Consider the following 17,981-nt stretch of genomic DNA (forward strand, 5'->3'; position numbering starts at 1 on the left):
ATAGTATGTGATTTAGATTACTTTGCAGCTACAGTTTCTGGATCGCCCAATTGCCATTGAACGATTTTTGGAGTAATAACACTTCCATTCTTTAATAAAGAAGTACCTCCCATGGCTATCTTATCGCCTGGTTTTAACCCTTCTTCAATAATGTATCCATTTTTAACGGCTGGACCAGGTTTAACAATCTGCATCTGAACTTTATTATCATTACCGACTACATAAACTTGGTAGATTCCTTGGACTTCGATAACAGCACGCTGTGGAATTACGATTGCTTCCTTACGAATGTCTGTAAGCAGTGCTACTTTTACATATTGGCCAGGTCGGAGCAATTTATCAGGATTAGGAAATGTAGCTTCAAATGTGATTGCTCCCGTAGAAGGATCAATCTGTCTGTCGGCAAAACTAACTTTTCCTGTTTCTGGATAGATGGAACCGTCAGATAATTTTATAGTTACAGTTGCACCAGAGCCTTTTAAGGCAGAATTTGGTTTGCTGAACTCTCTAAAAAGACGCAGAAATTCTTGTTCGCTAATGGTAAATCGCACTCTCACATCTCCTAAGTCTGAAATGGTATTTAGAATAGACATGGCGCCAGGTCTCACATAATCGCCGACACGAACTTTAGAAATGCCTATTAATCCTGAAATTGGAGCTAGTATTTTGCAATAGCCCAATTCGATTTTAGCATTATCTACTGAAGCATCAGAAGCTTTTATTTGGGCTAAAGAAGCATTGTATGCCGCTTTTGCCGAAACCAGTTCTCTCTGGCTGACGGCATTCATCTTAGCCAAAGGTGTAATCATGTCCAAATCTGATTTGGTTTTAGACAATCGCGCCTGCGATTCTGCAGCCACTCCTTGAGCTTCGTTCAATTTAGCTTTGTATGGTAAAGGGTCAATAGTGTACAGTACTTGTCCTTTTTTGACAAAACTTCCTTCCTTGAAGTTCATGCTTTCAATAATACCATCAACTCGCGGGTTAATTTGTATATCTGATTGACCAAAAGTCTGCCCCGTATATTCAGATTCTAATTTTACATCTTGCTGTAAAACAGAAGTGACTGAAATTTCTAGTGGTTTTGGACTTGGTGGGGTCTCTTTTTTACAAGAAAAAAAAATAAGACTTAGTAAAATTGCTGAGGAGTAGATTTTGTTCATTGTTAAATTCTTTTAGATAAAATTAATTTAAATACAACTAATTAAAAACCAGTAAAGTGCATTAGCTAAGTTAGTGTTTTTTTGGTTAAATGAATAAATATTGTTTGAATTTTGTTAATTTTAGTTAAAATTTTATTTATCTGATTTTCAGTTAATAATATTCAAACGGATAAAACGCAACATTATATCGATAAACTGCATTTTTGTAGGAATAATTTATTCTGGATTACTAGTATAATAACTTAAAAAACTTTTGTGGTCATGTCAAAAAATAACAAGAAAAATAACAAGAAAACAGAAAGTGACGATTTTAAAAAATTAACCAAAAAGGAATTATTGCATAGAGCTAAAAAATTCTCCGAACAATACTGTGTGGGTGATGATAAAGATTTTACGTTAAAAGACAAACCAACATCTTATTTTGGGAATGAAGACAAAGCATTGATTCAAAAAACATTAAAAATGGGGATTAAAGCTCTCGCGGCCATGCAGGATATTTTGTATGCTCAAGATAAATGGTCAGTTCTTATCATATTTCAGGCTATGGATGCGGCAGGAAAAGATGGTGCAATAAAACACGTTATGTCTGGTATAAATCCGCAAGGCTGTCAAGTATCTTCCTTTAAAGGGCCAAGCTCAGAAGAATTAGATCACGATTATTTATGGCGCTGCCAAAAACATCTTCCAGAAAGAGGCCGAATCGGGATTTTTAATCGTTCTTACTATGAAGAAGTTCTTGTAGTTCGTGTTCATGAACAAATATTGCGAGGACAGAAAATACCAGAGAAATTAATTACTAAGGATATTTGGGAAAATCGTTTTGAAGACATTCGGAATTTTGAAAGATATTTGACTAGAAATGGAACCATTGTCATTAAATTTTTTCTAAATGTTTCTAAAGAAGAACAAAAAAGAAGATTTATAGAAAGAGTTGACAATCCTGATAAAAATTGGAAATTTAGTGCAGCCGATGCCAAAGAGCGCGGATATTGGGACGATTATATGCATGCTTATGAAGAATTAATCAAGAACACTTCAACTAAAAAGTCGCCTTGGTATGTTATTCCCGCCGACAATAAAGCGTATGCTCGAATCGCAATTGCTTCTGCAATAATTCATGCTTTAGACGAAATGGATTTGGAATATCCTAAAGTTAGTGCTGAAAAAATCTCAGAATTGAATGAGGTCAAAAAAGCATTATTAGAAGAAAAAGAATAGTCTTCCATAATTATAATCAGTTTTGTTCCATTTTGGTATAATTTTCCGCAAAAAATCATATATGTAATTAATGTGTGATGTAAATTAATCTATAGAGAGCCTAAAGATGTTAAAAAAATCAGATAATTAAGGTAAGGCCATTTTTAATCTCAAAATAAACTCTAAATTTGCCGCAGATTTTAAGGAAAATCTAAAAAAAATATATTCTTAACTTAAAACTGTTTATAGCATGCAACTGTATAACACTTTAAGCGCAGAAGAAAGAGCCATCATGATCGATGATGCAGGTAAACAACGACTTACGTTGTCTTTCTATGCGTATGCCAAAATTCAAGATCCACAAAAATTTCGTAACGATTTATTCATTGCCTGGAATGCACTCGATGCACTGGGAAGAATTTATGTCGCCCATGAGGGAATTAATGCTCAGATGAGTGTTCCTGCCGAAAATTTTGAAGCTTTTAGAGAAACTCTTGAAGCTTATGATTTCATGAAAGGCATCCGATTGAATGTTGCCGTAGAACAAGACGATCATTCCTTTTTAAAATTGACAATCAAAGTGCGTCACAAAATTGTTGCTGACGGTTTAAACGACGATACTTTTGATGTTACCAATATAGGCGTTCACTTGAAAGCTAAAGAATTTAACGAAATCCTTGATGATCCAAACACAATTGTAGTAGATTTTAGAAATCACTACGAAAGTGAAGTTGGACACTTTAAAGGAGCGATCACTCCAGATGTTGAAACTTTCAGAGAGAGTTTGCCAATTATCAACGAACAGCTTAAAGACCACAAAGACGATAAAAACCTAGTAATGTATTGTACTGGAGGTATTCGTTGCGAAAAAGCGAGTGCTTACTTTAAACACCAAGGTTTCAAAAACGTTTATCAATTAGAGGGCGGAATTATCAATTACGCTAAACAATTGAAAGAAGAAGGTTTAGAAAGCAAATTCATTGGTAAAAACTTCGTATTTGATAATCGTCTGGGTGAAAGAATCACAGATGATATTATTTCGCAATGCCACCAATGCGGAAAACCTTGCGATAATCACACCAACTGTGAAAACGATGGTTGCCATTTATTGTTTATTCAATGCGACGATTGTAAAGCTGCAATGGAAAACTGCTGTTCTACAGAATGTTTAGAGATTATCCACATGCCATTGGTTGATCAAGTTCGTTTAAGAACTGGAAAACAAGTTGGAAATAAAGTGTTCAGAAAAGGAAAATCTGAAAATCTGAAATTCAAACATTCAGGAGAATTGCCAGAAACAGCTTTGGCTACAGCTCAAAAGCCAGCTGATATTCGTCAGAAAATAAAAGTAAAAAAAGTACTTCTTGGAAAAGCAGAGCATTACTATGTAAAAGCACAAGTTGGACAGTTTACAATCGAAAACCAAGAGTTAAATAGCGGTGATAAAATCTTAATTTCTGGCCCAACTACTGGAGATCAGGAAATGGTTTTGAATAGAATCATTGTTAATGGAACAGAAACTCAATCTGCTAAAATTGGTGATAAGGTGACTTTTGAGGTTCCATTTCGTATTCGTTTGTCAGATAAATTGTATAAAATTGTAAATTAGCATTTTTTAACGCTACTTTACAATGTCACATTCTTTTGCCAAATTATGGATTCACGCCATTTGGTCAACCAAAAACCGTAAGGAATTAATTGACTTTTCAATTGAAAAAAAGGTACACGATTATATTCACAATGAGTTAATTGAATTGGGTTGTCCTGTTAGAATCATAAACGGAATGCCTGATCATATACATGTTTTGTTTTTATTGAATCCCCAAAAATCTATTTCGGATGTAATTCGTCAAGCGAAAGGAGTTTCATCTCATTGTATAAATGGAGAAAATCTAATTCTTGAAAAATTCGCATGGCAAAAGGGTTATGCGGCTTTTGCTGTAAGCGAGTCTCAACTTAATCTTGTTTTTAATTACATTAAAAAACAAAAGCAGCATCATCTCAAAAAGGATGGACAGCAGGAATTTGATGAATTTGTAAAACTGCATGGGTTTGAAAATTAAATCGATCTCATGACAAAAAAATCACAATATAAAACATAGCCCACGGTTTCAACCGTGGGAAACGTATTGTTGCGTAACGTTAAGGATGCCTATTGTGTTCCCACGGTTGAAACCGTGGGCTATATTTGATAAAGATTGCGTTACAATTATGGACATAGCAAATGATTTATAATAGGGCTACTGCAAATAATTTTTAAAATATAGACTATGATATAAATCATAGGAATCTAATCTATACCCACATTATTTTTGTCATTTGAATAATAAACCGAAAATGACAATTAACAATACAATTGAACTCATGTCTCCAGCTGGAGATTTTGAGTCACTTCAAGCTGCCTTAGATAATGGCTGTGATTCCGTATATTTTGGAGTTGAACAGCTTAATATGCGTGCAAGATCGACAGTCAATTTTACGATTGATGATTTAAAAGAAATTGCCAATCGATGTAAAGCAAAAAGCGTTAGAAGCTATCTTACTTTAAACACGATTATTTACGATCACGATTTATCAGTCGTAAAAACATTATTGACCAAAGCTAAAGAGGCAAATATTACAGCTGTAATTGCTTCAGATCAAGCCGTAATTACTATGGCAAGGTCAATTGGAATGGAAGTTCATATTTCAACCCAATTGAATGTAACGAATATTGAAACCATTAAATTCTATAGCTTATTTGCAGATACAATGGTTCTAAGTCGTGAACTGAGTTTACGTCAAGTAAAAAATATCACCGACCAAATTGAGAAAGAACAGATAAAAGGGCCGAACGGAAATTTAGTTGAAATCGAAATTTTTGGTCACGGTGCTTTGTGTATGGCCGTTTCAGGAAAATGTTATTTGAGTCTGCATTCGCATAATTCATCAGCGAATCGTGGTGCTTGCAAACAAAACTGTCGAAAAAAATATACCGTTATCGATCAGGAAACAGGTTTTGAAATCGAATTGGATAACGAATACATGATGTCGCCAAAAGATTTGTGTACACTGGATTTCTTAGATCAGGTTATCGATTCGGGAATTAAGGTTTTAAAAATCGAAGGTCGAGGCCGTGCGCCTGAATACGTTGCAACAGTAACTAAAACTTATCGCAAAGCGATTGATGCGTATTATGATGGCACATTTTCAAAAGAAAAAACCGCAGTTTGGATGAAAGCTTTAGAAACAGTTTACAATCGGGGATTCTGGTCAGGATATTATCTAGGTCAGGAATTAGGCGAGTGGAGCGATATTCCAGGATCAGCTGCAACGCAAAAAAAGGTTTATGTTGGAAAAGGAACGCATTATTTCCCAAAAGCAGAAGTTGGACAGTTTAAAATTGAAGCTTATGATATAAAAATTGGAGATAAAATTTTGGTGACTGGACCAAGTACAGGAGCTCAGGAAATGATTATCGATGAAATGTTTGTGAATGATATTACGGTAGAAAAAGCAACAAAAGGAGATGATTGTACTTTCAAACTTCCGTTTAGAATCAGAATGTCGGACAAATTATATAAAATTGTTGAGGCATAATGGTTATTATAACATTACAACGAGATAAATGTATTGGCTGTAATTACTGTGTCGAAATGGATCCAGTTCATTTTCAGATGTCTAAAAAAGATGGAAAATCGGTTCTCATTCATTCGCAGAATGCAAAAGGATTTTTTACATTAAAATCTCCCAATCATGCAATTGTTGAAAGCTGTGAATTGGCAGCAAAAGCTTGTCCAGTGAAAATTATTACGGTTAAAGAGACTTAAAATCTATAAATTAAAACAACAAACCCTATTTTGTAACATTACAAAATAGGGTTTGTTGTTTATAATAAGAGAAATTTAAGTTCCAATTTTAGCATTGATATTATGCTTATCCACATAAGTTTGTGCCACATTCATCAATTTGGTAAACTTCGCATCTATATCCTTTTGAGTTGAAGCGTCGAAATCTTCAATTGCTTTTTCAATTTGCTCTTGCGAAGCTTTTTCGTCTTTTAGTTTAGCAATTGACAAATAACCTTCTTTTTGTTTCGCAATTGCATAAGTAAATAAGTCTTTCGATGCCTGAAGAAGCTCTTTGTTGTCTTCATCTTCCGGTATGTCCTGAATAGTTTTTAATCGGGTTTCTAAATTAGTTATATCATATTTAAAAGAATCTTGATAAGTAGACGGAATCATCTTTTTTTGAGTTTCATCATAAACTTGTGCTTCAGATTGCAGCTTTTCGTTGATTTCTTTACTTCCAAAACGAGATAATAAATTCGAATTTAAAGCGGCAATTTCAAAGGTTTTTTCTGGTGAAAGGTTGGTGCATGATGTAGAAACTAAGCTTCCGGCAATTAATACTAAAAATAGAGTTGTGGCATTTAAGATTTTTTTCATTTTTGAATTTATTTATTATTTATCCTTTTAAAATTTTACTTTTCTCGGCATCAAATTCCTCCGAAGTTAAGATTCCAGCATCTAGAAGTTCCTTTAAATCTAATAATGCCTTTTTCTTCGCTTCCATCGAATTTGAAGCTTCGGCTTTTGGCGTTTCGGCTTGTTGCGGAGTGTTTATTGGATTTACAACAGTTCCTGATGGAGCGTATTTCAGAATCAATTCTGTAATTTCATTAAAGCCTTTTACATTCGAATAATCTATCGCTTTTTGTTCTTTTACGTTTACGATTGACGCATCGGCTTTATTGTCCAATAAATATTTTACAACATCTTTCTTTCCGTTTGCGGCGCTGTAATGTAATGGCGTATTTCCAGATTCGTCTTGAATATTGATGTTTGCTCCAGCTTCGATAAGCAATTTAACCATGCTTAAGTTCCCTTTTTTGGTTGCGACATGCAGCAGACTTTCTCCGCCATAATTGTATGAACTGTTCAAAGTAAAACTCGATTCGTTTGAAATATTTGTGGCGCTAACAATCCAATCCAAATAATCATTCATTGAAGAAGTGTCGCCAGCTAAAGGTTTGCTGTAATTCACATCAACTCCGTTTTCTAGAAACAAAGCCACGATTTCCTTTTGATTATTCGCGCAAGCGTACCAAATAGGAGAATATCCAGTATTGCTTGAAGTAAATACATCTGCACCTCTTTCAATCAGTAATTTAGCTAACATTCTATTGGTTTCGTAACAAGCAATTAAAAGTGCATTTTCTCCAGAATGATTCGCGTGGTTTATATCGGCACCGTTATCTAAAAGCAATGTCACCATTGGAATAGATTTGGTATAACAAGCGTAAATAAGTGGTGTATTTCCCTGTTTATCCGTAACGTTAATATCTGCTCCATTGTCTAAAAGCAATTGGATAATTTCTCTATTTAATTTTGCCGAAGCCAACAATAGCGGAGTTTCTCCATTGTTATTCAGTAAATTAACATCTACTCCGGCTTGAAGCAACTTTGTTGCAATTTCAATTTGAGCCGTCTGAACGACTAAATGCAGTAGACTATTTCCGTATTTATCATTCTTCGTGATTTCTGCTCCGTTTTCTAAAAGATAAAGTGCAGTTTGTTTTTGTTTTTGAAGACAGGCAAAATACAAAGGCGTTTCTCCCTGATGATCTTCGTAGTTAATATCGGCACCTTCCTCGATTAGAATTTTCACAATATCGAGATAACCGCGGTGTGCGGCGTAATGAAGAGCTGTTCTACCTTGTTCGTCGGTATATTTTACATCTACTTCTTTATTTTGAAGCAACAATTCGGCTATTTTTCGGTTCCCGTTTTCGCAGGCAACTATAAATGACATTGACATGTTTGGGTAATTTTAAGTAAAATGATCGTTTTATTGTTTCATTAAAAGTTCAACTGTTTTAATCTTCAGGTTGTCTTCAGAAGCAAGCATTAAGGCAGTTTCGTCTTTATCGTTTGTAATCGAAATGTCAGCTCCTTGATCTAATAGCAGTTTTACTTTTCTATAAGTTTCTTTTGCCATTTCTGCATCGTAATTAACATTAAAGGCGCAAACTTTATGCAAGATGGTGTTTCCTTGATTGTCTTGTTCGTTGACATCAATAGATCCACTGTCAAGTACCGATTTTAAAATACCCGATTTTTTCTCAACAATGTAATCTATACCCGATTTTGGATTTCCGTAATATTGAGCGCTGTGATTTAAATCGGCTCCATCTGACAATAATCTTTGAAGTGAATTCAGATCGTATTCAGAATCAGACATCATTCGGATAAACTCTGTGAGTAAAGTTTTTCCATTTTTATTGATATTATTAAAATTAGCAGATGATGATTCTGCCAAAAGTTCGTACATCGGAAAAGAAAACTGTTCGGCTGCAGCGTAATAAAAAGCACTGTTTTCCTGATTATCAGTTTCATTAGGATCAGCTCCATTTTCTAATAAAAATGGAAGAAGTTCTTTTCTGTTTCTTTTAACGGCACAGATTAATGGCGTTGTACCCACAATATTTTTTTCGTTTATGTCAACGCCATTTTCTAAAAGTATAGTGATATATTCTTTTACTTTTTCAGGATCTAGACCATAAGTATTCAAAATCGTGTAGATGAAATTTTCTCCTGCATTGTTCTTATACTGAGTGTTAGCACTAAAATCATCAACTAAAACTTTAACTGTTTTTGGCGAAGCTCCTTTCTCAAGAAAATAACCGAGAAGAGTTTTATCACTTATTTCGTCGTTGATATTATCCATTTTCGACATCAATTCCTTGAAGAAAGCAATCGAATCTTCGTCATCTTTTAAATATAAAGTCAATGGTTTGAAAATAGATTGATCAAAACTGTCCAATTCGTAAATGTCAGTCTCAATAAATCCGGCTTTTATTAGTTTTTCAATGAAATCAATTTCTTTGGCTTCTATAATTTTGGCAGATATTTGAGAAAAATTGTTTTTAAGATATTGATCGTTAAAGTTTTCTCCGTTATTTAGGCATTCTCTCGCCTCGTCAAATTTTCCCTGAAAAAGGAAACTTTCAATCTGGTTTTGTGTTTGCATTTGAAATATATTTAAAAATGATGATAAGTTTTAATTGCAATTTGGCTTGTAATTGTTGGCTTCGCAAACCGTACTGTAAGATAAAACATAAAAATCGTAAATATATTTTAGGATTAAAATTAAAAAGGGGTTTTTGTGTTAAGAAATAGAGAGAGAATGAGTATTTTATATTTAGATTTAAGTGTTGAACAAAAGCTTACCAAAGGCCTTCTTTAATAATTTGCTCCAATTCTTCGTGAGATATTACACTACCAGTCATATAACCCCAATTTTTATCTTTGGCATAAGAAAATAATCCTGTGTTTATTGGAATTGACAGTACTTCGAATGTATCTACATCGGCTTGTTTTAGTAAGTTTTTAGTAAAATAAATTCTATTTAGGTCTTGGGAGTAATAGGTGTTTTCATGCAATCTTTTCCACGTTAAGGGATTTGCTTTTGGTAGGCGTGTGCCACCGAAATAAATATGTTTATCATCTTTAGAAAAACATTCATCTATTCGTTTGAAGGTACTTTTGTTTGTACCTTTTATTAAAACCGGTTTGTATGAATAATAATCCATCCACCAGATACCAGATTTATCGCTGCTAAATGATAATTTTGAATTCCTTATTTCGTCACTGCTCGATATATATTCGCAATCTAATATTTCAAAGGTTTGATAATCTAGGTTCTTCACGATACCGCCTAGTGAATAAATATTGTTTTTATCTTTAGCAAAGTGATAATTTAATACTATAAAAGTTTTTGGATCCGCGTCTTTGTATATAGAATCAGCTCTGTAACATTTGTTTTTATCTTTTGCAAAACTAAAGCAATATTCAAAGGTTTCGAAGTCTGCATCTTTTATGATATATCCATTATATAAAATAGTTTTTCCATCTAGTGAATAGTATGTTTCGTCTTTTTCTATGGTGCCGACATTTCCAGGTTTTGGTAATGTTACAGTTCTTACTTTTTTCCAGATATTATTCATAATTTGTTTCGTTAAAAAGTTTTTCCCGATTGCGCAGATTTATCTCAGCAAGGATAGCGCGGATTTGCAATCCGTGCCCTCAAAGATTGGTTTATTCTCTTTGTAAATTTAAAAGTACATTAATTTGTGTAACTTTTATTTTAATGATTTGTTTTGCGTCTTACTGTTGCGGGCACGGATTGCAAATCCGCGCTATCGGGTTTCTATAATTTTGGCAGATATTTGAGAAAAATTGTTTTTTAAGATATTGATCATTAAAGGTTTCTCCGTTATTTAGGCATTCTCTGGCCTTGTCAAATTTTCTCTGAAAAAGGAAATTTTCAATCTGGTTTTGTGTTTGCATTCGAAATATATTTAAAAATGATTATAAGTTTTAATTCCAAGTTTGGTTTGTAATTGTTGACTTAACAAACCACGTTGTAAGATAAAACATAAAAATGAGAAATATATTTCAGGATAAAAATTTAAAATAGCTTTTTAGAGTATAAAATAGACAGAAAGTATATTTTAGGTTCTATTTCCGTCTGATTTTTTGAAAAAAAATAGATGAAAATTATATTTAAAGAAAAAAACCTATTTTGCTTTGAAGGAAAAATAGGGTTTTTACTATGGGGGTTTTATCAATCAATATATCCTAACTTTTTGCAAGCAGATAAAAAATCCTGTCGAAATGCAGTTGCATTAAATCCATCAAGTTTTTTTTGCTTATTGACTAAAACTTGAGTCGATTCATATAATAACTCAAATATATATGAGCAAATTGATGTTTCAGATGAAAGCTTTCTTAACTTTTCAAAATCTGGTTTAACACTATAATGACCTACGTTGTAGGAGTATAATTCGGTATGAGATTCTGGATTATCAACTCTTTTTTGAAAACGAAAATGCCAAGAATCCCTACTTTTTAAATGACTTTCAACTAATTCTAAATCAATCCAAAGATGTTCCAAAATGCCGCCATAATCTCTGTGTAATTCCTCTTCAAGATTAGAGAAATGATCTTCAATGGCATCCGCAACTTTCTCGGTGCTTGAATCCAAAATGTTTGCGTGAAATACTACCTTTAGAGGTGTTCCAACAGTTCTTAAACGGCTTTTAGGAAAATCTCTAATTATTCCACTACTAAAGACTCCGTAGGTAGTAAAATGGATAATTTTTGTGCATGATTTATTCATTACACCAATTTCTTTTTTATGCAACATTTTGCCGATTTCTTCGACAACAATTGATTTTGAAACCAATGAACTTTTATTTGATGAAATAAAGAGATAAACTTCATCTTCTTCAAAAGTTTTATTAATTGTTTCGTTAACTATTTCGGAATTAAAATCTTGATTAATTCCACAATAAAACCATTTTACTTCACCATCGTTTTGAGCCAATTTGCCATTTTCATCCAACCAATTTGCCTTAAAAAACTTGCTGTTAAATAATCTAAATAATTGTTTTGAATCCATTTAAAATTAAAGTTTATGTTTTTGATTATCTCCTGCTAGCGCGAGCATTTTGCTCATGAACGGCTTCTAAATCAATAATCTCAATTTTATAAAACTTGTGTTCTCATGCTCGCTTGAGTAGAGAAACCGAATTATCCTTTACAATCATTTTTCAAATCAGAAATAAATAAATCAAAAGATCGAGACACAAATACAAGTTCTTTTTCATCCATTAACCAAAGAAATATTGAATTATAATCTTCTTTTTTTAAAGATAATAGAAAACAATTCCCTCCATAATCATATGCAAATGGAATCATTTGACTTAATTTATTGAAATCTTCAATTAAATCTGTATAAAGCTTTTCAATAGGAAGATCTCCATATTTTATTGAATTAAATCCACCTAAGATAAAACGGTTTTGATTTTCTTCTGTATAATGACCTCCATTATTTAAAAGATAAAATTCTTTAAATGAATTGGGTAAGGAACAATTAAAAAGTTTTTCAAATTCACTAATTTCTTTTATAGTTAGTTTTTGTTCAGATTCTTCAAGAATTAATTTCATGATTTTTTTGATAGGGTTCTAATTTTTTCTTTTCAAAAGAAATGCAAAATTAATTTCGAAAAAAATTAAAAACGACCTCAATAAGTCATAAAACAAACAGAATAAGATTTTTATTTAGAGAAGAATAGAATGTTTTTTGCAGAGAATTTTGGATTTGTTTTCTTTCATTAATTGCTTTAAATCATTTTTCAAAAGACATTCTTTTTTTACTTTAACTATTAATTTACCTTTTTTTGAGATTGCATTTGATAATAATATTTTGATTTGGTACGTTGCTCTTAGTTCATCGCAACATTTTATTAAATACCATTTGTTATTAGAAAAAGCATCAGCCTTGGCAGTTCTGGCAACTTGATATTTGGTGTATTTGTATTTAATTGTCATATTTTCAATTTTATTCTCCTGCTGGTGCGTATCTTGCTCGTAAAAGTCTTCTAAATCAATTAAAATCAGTTTTATAATTATCCATACTGGACATTGTGTTTCAATAATAAAGCACGAAACTCTTCATCGTTTTTTTTTCCGCCAAATGCTCCTGAAAAATATTTAATTTTCGGCAACATCATTACAAATTCTAAATCTTTTGGTTTTTGTGGCGTTTCAACGATGGAAAAGGTTTCAAGATTTGGAATTGTTTCGACATTATTTATTGCTTCAAGTTTTTTGCAATTGAAAATACTTACCTTTTTTAACTTTAAACAATCTGTCAATTTTGGAAATGATTCAAATTGAGTTGCGTATCCAATTCCTAACTCTTCTAAATTAGATAGTTCATTTAAAAAAGAAAAGTTATTAGTATCATTTGCTACAGCATTAATAAAAAGTTTTTTTAGATTTTTTAATTGAGATAAAGCGCTAAAATCTTTGACTGTACAACCATAAAGTCTTAAATCTTCTAGCTCTTTTAATGCTAAAAGAAATTCTAAGTTATCCAGCTTTAATCTTCTTAATGATAGAACTTTTGTACGCTTATGGTTTAAGAGCTGTTGGATATCTTCATCTTTTAGCCTCTCTTCTATTAAAACTTGTGCGTTAAGTTTGTTAAATCCAATGTTCATGGTTTTAAAATTTTATTCGCAAAAGTAATTTTAGAAAAAATTAAAAATGACCTTAAGAAGCCATAAAACAAACACAATAAGTCTTTTATTTACAGAAGAATAAATTATTTTCACTAAACAATTTTAAAACGATCATTTTTTAAAATAGCAACATTTTTTATTTAACAACCCTTTACAACTAATCTATAAATAGCCAAATAAAAAAAATACTATCTTTACCGATCAAACGTTTATGAACTTAAGCTGCATTCTGGCAGCACTACATATATAATTATGGCATGTACAAGTTGTTCAACCTCAGACGGTGGCGCACCAAAAGGTTGTAAAAATAATGGGACTTGCGGCACCGATAGCTGCAATAAATTGACGGTTTTTGACTGGCTTTCTAACATGAGTCCGTCTAATGGAGAGGCGATTTTTGATTGTGTTGAGGTTCGTTTTAAGAACGGACGTAAGGAATTTTTTAGAAATTCAGAGAAATTAACTTTAAGTATTGGTGATATTGTAGCAACTGTTGCTTCGCCAGGACATGATATTGGAATTGTGACTCTTACAGGAGAATTGGTAAAGATTCAAATGAAGAAAAAAGGAGTTAATTACGAAAGTAATGACGTTCCGAAAATTTACAGAAAAGCATCTCAAAAAGATATCGATATCTGGTCTGTTGCTCGCGATCGTGAAGAACCAATGAAAGTTCGTGCACGTGAATTGGCGATTCAGCACAAATTGGAAATGAAAATTTCGGATATCGAATTTCAAGGAGACGGATCAAAAGCGACTTTTTACTACACAGCAAATGATCGTGTCGATTTTAGAATGCTGATTAAAGATTTTGCTAAAGAATTCAGCACTAGAGTAGAAATGAAACAAGTGGGTTTCCGTCAGGAAGCGGCTCGTTTGGGTGGAGTTGGTTCTTGCGGACGTGAACTTTGCTGTTCGACTTGGTTAACAGATTTCAGAAGTGTAAATACTTCTGCAGCACGCTATCAGCAATTATCATTAAATCCGCAGAAATTAGCAGGGCAATGTGGAAAATTAAAATGCTGTCTAAACTATGAATTAGACACTTACATGGACGCATTAAAAGATTTTCCTGATTATGACACAAAATTAATCACTGAAAAAGGAGATGCTGTTTGCCAAAAACAAGATATTTTTAAAGGATTAATGTGGTTTGCTTACACAAATAATTTCGCAAACTGGCACGTTTTAAAAATTGATCAGGTAAAAGAAATTATTGCAGAAAACAAACTGAAAAACAAAGTCTCTTCTTTAGAAGATTTTGCTGTTGAGGTTACCTCAGAACCAGAAAAAGACTTCAATAATGCAATGGGGCAAGAGAGCTTGACTCGTTTTGACCAGCCAAAAAGAAAGAAAAAACCAAATCGCAAGCGTAAACAAAACGCTGAACCAGCTGGCGTTGCAACTCCAGTAAAACCACAGCAGGAAAAAAATGCCAATAACGCTAAACCAGCAGGAAATAATAATCCGAATAATGGAAACGCGAACAATGGCAATGGAAATAAGCCAAACAATCCGAATAAGAATAAGAAGAAGCATAATTCGAATAAAAATAATCCGAATAAGCAGAATTCTAACGAAAATAAACCTGCTGAACCTAGAAAACCAATAACGAATACTAAAAATGAGAATAAAAAATAGCGGAATTCTTCTGTTGGCAGCGATACTTCTTTTTTCGTGCGACAAAAAAAGAGTATTCGATGAGTATAAATCTGTCGGAAGTGCTTGGCACAAAGACAGTATTATAACCTTTGATTTGCCGGTTTTAGATTCTACAAAAAGATACAATGCTTTTGTAAACATACGAGATAACAACAATTATCCGTTTAATAATTTGTTTTTGATTGTTTCAATTGAAATGCCAAACGGGTTTACAAAAGTGGATACCTTAGAATACCAAATGGCTGAGCCTGACGGAACATTACTTGGAAACGGATTTTCAGATATAAAAGAAAGTAAACTGTATTATAAAGAAGATGTAAAGTTTAGAGGAAAATACAAAGTTCACATCAAACAAGCTGTTAGACAATCGGGTAAAATTCCTGGTGTTGAAGCTTTACAAGGAATTACAGACGTTGGTTTTAGAATAGAACAAAAAGATTAGATAAATAGTTATGGCTGCTAAAAAAAACAATCAATCAAATAAGGATATTAATTACTATAAAAAGAAATTCTGGAGAGTTTTTGCATACTCTCTTTTAGGAGTTTTGGCCTTCTTTTTATTTGCCTCTTGGGGTTTATTTGGCTCTATGCCTTCGTTTGAAGATTTAGAAAATCCAGATTCTAATCTTGCAACAGAGATTATTTCTTCTGACGGAGTGGTGTTAGGTAAATATTTCAAAACCAACAGATCTCAGCTTAAATATTCAGATTTGCCAAAAAATCTGGTTGAAGCGCTTGTTGCCACTGAAGATGCACGTTTCTACGAACATTCGGGAATTGACGGACGTGGAACTTTAAGAGCTGTTTTTAGTTTAGGAACAAATGGAGGTGCGAGTACCTTAACACAACAGCTTGCAAAACAGTTGTTTCATGGTGAAGGATCTAAGTTTTTGCCTTTTAGAATTGTACAAAAAATAAAGGAATGGATTATCGCCATTCGTTTGGAAAGACAATATACAAAGAATGAAATCTTAGCGATGTACTGCAACGTTTATGATTTCGGAAATTATTCTGTTGGAGTTAGTTCTGCAGCGCAAACTTATTTTTCTAAAGATCCAAAAGATTTGACCATAGACGAATCGGCTATTTTGGTTGGAATGTTCAAAAACTCAGGACTGTACAATCCTGTTCGTAATCCACAAGGAGTAAAAAACCGTCGTAATGTGGTTTTATCTCAAATGGCAAAAGCAAAAATGATTTCAGAAGCTGAAAAAGAAAGACTTCAAGCATTGCCAATTACGTTGAAATTTAAACTGGAAAGCCACCGTGAGGGTATAGCGACTTATTTTAGAGAGTATCTTCGTGATTACATGAAGAAATGGGTTGCAGAAAATAAAAAACCAGACGGATCGGATTACGATATTTACAAAGACGGACTTAAAATCTACACAACGATAGATTCTAGAATGCAAACTTATGCTGAAGAAGCGGTTGCAGCTCACATGCAAAACCTTCAACAGCAGTTTTTCATTGATCAAAAAAACAATAAAAACGCTCCTTTCGTAAATATCACGCAAGCTGAGACAGACAGAATTATGATGCAGGCGATGAAGAATTCTGTTCGATGGGCACAAATGAAAGAAATGGACAAAAGCGAAGATGATATCATTGCTTCATTCAAAGTAAAAACAAAAATGCGTGTTTTTACTTGGAAAGGAGAAAGAGATACAGTAATGACGCCATTAGATTCTATTCGTTATTACAAGCACTTTTTGCAATCTGGTTTAATGTCAATGGAACCTCAGACAGGAGCAATTAAAGCTTGGGTTGGAGGAATCAATTACAAATATTTCCAATACGATCACGTAGGGCAAGGAGCAAGACAAGTTGGTTCTACTTTCAAGCCTTTCGTTTATGCAACTGCAATCGAGGAACTGAATATGTCTCCTTGCGATTCTATTTTGGACGGACCGTTTATGATTCACAAAGGTCGTCACCACGTTACAGAAGATTGGGAGCCAAGAAACTCTGATTATAGATACAGAGGAATGGTGACTTTAAAACAAGCTTTGGCGGCTTCTATCAATACAGTTTCTGCTAAATTAATTGACAGAACAAGTCCAGAAGCGGTTGTAGAATTAACTAAAAAATTAGGAGTTAAAACAGAAATTCCGGTTCAGCCTTCAATCGCATTAGGTGCAGTTGATATTACGGTTGAAGATATGGTTGCGGCATATAGCACATTTGCAAACCAAGGAGTTTATGTAAAACCACAGTTTTTAAGCAGAATTGAGAACAAAAGTGGTGAGGTTATTTACGAACCAATTCCGGAGTCTCATGACGTTTTAAATAAAGATATTGCTTTTGCAGTAATTAAATTGCTTCAAGGGGTAACAGAAAGTGGCTCAGGTGTACGTTTACGTACGCAAGGCGGAGGAAGTGGAGACAACCGTTGGACAGGTTACCCATATATGTTTACAAACCCAATTGCAGGTAAAACAGGAACAACGCAAAATCAATCTGATGGTTGGTTTATGGGAATGGTTCCAAACTTAGTAACTGGAGTTTGGGTTGGATGTGAAGATCGTTCAGCACGTTTCAAAAGTTTGACTTACGGACAAGGAGCTACTGCAGCTTTACCAGTTTGGGGTTATTATATGAAAAAGTGTTACGCCGATAAAGATCTTCAGATTTCAAAATCTGAATTTGAACGCCCAGCAAACCTTTCTATCAAAGTAGATTGCTATCAAAGACCTGCTGTTGTAAAAGACACTACGCAGACCGAACAAAATACCGATGAATTTGAATTGTAACAAAGTTGCAATAAAGCTTATCTAATTATATTTCAATCCCTTTACAACTCTTTCAAGAAGATTAGTAAAGGGATTTTTATTTCGGTTTTATTTTTACGAAATCGTTATAATTCAATCTAAAAATCTTATTTTTAT

The 17,981-nt window shown here is 33.2% G+C and carries 17 protein-coding genes; 8 read left to right on the top strand and 9 right to left on the bottom strand.

The features are described 5' to 3' along the window. Positions 1-17: 17 nt before the first annotated feature. Positions 18-1,163 carry an efflux RND transporter periplasmic adaptor subunit gene (locus NU08_RS14040; RefSeq protein WP_129747814.1) on the bottom strand — a complete coding sequence of 382 codons (1,146 nt, stop codon included), beginning with the start codon at positions 1,161-1,163 and terminating at the stop codon, positions 18-20. A 261-nt stretch (positions 1,164-1,424) separates the two neighbouring features. Between NU08_RS14040 and NU08_RS14045 the strand changes: the two genes are divergently transcribed. The 5 genes from NU08_RS14045 (at position 1,425) to NU08_RS14065 (ending at position 6,169) form a co-directional block, all read left to right on the top strand. Next, positions 1,425-2,381, top strand: coding sequence for a polyphosphate kinase 2 family protein (locus NU08_RS14045; RefSeq protein WP_207214077.1), 957 nt, complete (start codon positions 1,425-1,427; stop codon positions 2,379-2,381). Positions 2,382-2,610: 229 nt separating this feature from the next. Next, entirely contained in the window at positions 2,611-3,969 is a 1,359-nt protein-coding gene (locus NU08_RS14050) for a rhodanese-related sulfurtransferase (RefSeq protein ID WP_129747815.1), read from the top strand. Positions 3,970-3,991: 22 nt separating this feature from the next. Further along, positions 3,992-4,423 (top strand): IS200/IS605 family transposase, encoded by a 432-nt coding sequence (gene tnpA / locus NU08_RS14055; protein ID WP_129747816.1) that lies wholly within the window; start codon positions 3,992-3,994, stop codon positions 4,421-4,423. 274 nt (positions 4,424-4,697) lie between these two features. After that, positions 4,698-5,939, top strand: coding sequence for a peptidase U32 family protein (locus tag NU08_RS14060; RefSeq protein ID WP_129747817.1), 1,242 nt, complete (start codon positions 4,698-4,700; stop codon positions 5,937-5,939). Beyond that, positions 5,939-6,169, top strand: a complete 231-nt coding sequence (locus tag NU08_RS14065; RefSeq protein ID WP_111377683.1) for a ferredoxin — start codon at positions 5,939-5,941, stop codon at positions 6,167-6,169. The genes NU08_RS14060 and NU08_RS14065 overlap by 1 nt, the downstream gene beginning before the upstream one ends. 75 nt (positions 6,170-6,244) lie before the next feature. Here NU08_RS14065 and NU08_RS14070 read toward each other — a convergent pair whose 3' ends face one another. The 8 genes from NU08_RS14070 to NU08_RS14105 all read right to left on the bottom strand — a co-directional run bounded on the left by NU08_RS14070 (position 6,245) and on the right by NU08_RS14105 (position 13,410). Further along, entirely contained in the window at positions 6,245-6,787 is a 543-nt protein-coding gene (locus tag NU08_RS14070) for a hypothetical protein (RefSeq protein WP_129747818.1), read from the bottom strand. A 19-nt stretch (positions 6,788-6,806) separates the two neighbouring features. Continuing rightward, positions 6,807-8,153, bottom strand: coding sequence for an ankyrin repeat domain-containing protein (locus NU08_RS14075; RefSeq protein WP_242502562.1), 1,347 nt, complete (start codon positions 8,151-8,153; stop codon positions 6,807-6,809). 36 nt (positions 8,154-8,189) lie between these two features. After that, positions 8,190-9,371 carry an ankyrin repeat domain-containing protein gene (locus NU08_RS14080; protein ID WP_129747820.1) on the bottom strand — a complete coding sequence of 394 codons (1,182 nt, stop codon included), beginning with the start codon at positions 9,369-9,371 and terminating at the stop codon, positions 8,190-8,192. Positions 9,372-9,567: 196 nt separating this feature from the next. Beyond that, a complete protein-coding gene (locus NU08_RS14085; RefSeq protein WP_129747821.1) occupies positions 9,568-10,347 on the bottom strand; it encodes a DKNYY domain-containing protein in 780 nt (259 codons plus the stop codon). A 620-nt stretch (positions 10,348-10,967) separates the two neighbouring features. After that, complete coding sequence (locus NU08_RS14090; RefSeq protein ID WP_129747822.1) at positions 10,968-11,804, bottom strand: hypothetical protein; 837 nt, start codon at positions 11,802-11,804, stop codon at positions 10,968-10,970. Between the two features lie 131 nt (positions 11,805-11,935). After that, entirely contained in the window at positions 11,936-12,352 is a 417-nt protein-coding gene (locus NU08_RS14095) for an SMI1/KNR4 family protein (protein WP_129747823.1), read from the bottom strand. A gap of 114 nt (positions 12,353-12,466) precedes the next feature. After that, positions 12,467-12,736, bottom strand: coding sequence for a hypothetical protein (locus NU08_RS14100; protein WP_129747824.1), 270 nt, complete (start codon positions 12,734-12,736; stop codon positions 12,467-12,469). 77 nt (positions 12,737-12,813) lie between these two features. Beyond that, positions 12,814-13,410: a leucine-rich repeat domain-containing protein gene (locus tag NU08_RS14105; protein ID WP_129747825.1), complete on the bottom strand. Its 597-nt coding sequence runs from the start codon at positions 13,408-13,410 to the stop codon at positions 12,814-12,816. A 273-nt stretch (positions 13,411-13,683) separates the two neighbouring features. Between NU08_RS14105 and NU08_RS14110 the strand changes: the two genes are divergently transcribed. From NU08_RS14110 to NU08_RS14120, 3 genes are read left to right on the top strand one after another with little or no spacing between them, the layout of a single operon-like run. Next, complete coding sequence (locus tag NU08_RS14110; protein WP_129747826.1) at positions 13,684-15,072, top strand: stage 0 sporulation family protein; 1,389 nt, start codon at positions 13,684-13,686, stop codon at positions 15,070-15,072. Then, the gene (locus tag NU08_RS14115; protein WP_111368181.1) at positions 15,056-15,535 is read left to right on the top strand and encodes a gliding motility lipoprotein GldH; all 480 of its coding nucleotides are present in this window, start codon (positions 15,056-15,058) and stop codon (positions 15,533-15,535) included. Before NU08_RS14110 ends, NU08_RS14115 begins: the two co-directional genes overlap by 17 nt. A gap of 10 nt (positions 15,536-15,545) precedes the next feature. Then, positions 15,546-17,846 (top strand): penicillin-binding protein 1A, encoded by a 2,301-nt coding sequence (locus NU08_RS14120; protein ID WP_129747827.1) that lies wholly within the window; start codon positions 15,546-15,548, stop codon positions 17,844-17,846. The last annotated feature ends 135 nt before the right edge of the window (positions 17,847-17,981 follow it).

This window comes from Flavobacterium anhuiense, from assembly GCF_004151235.1.
In the GTDB taxonomy this organism is placed as follows: Bacteria; Bacteroidota; Bacteroidia; order Flavobacteriales; family Flavobacteriaceae; genus Flavobacterium; species Flavobacterium anhuiense_A.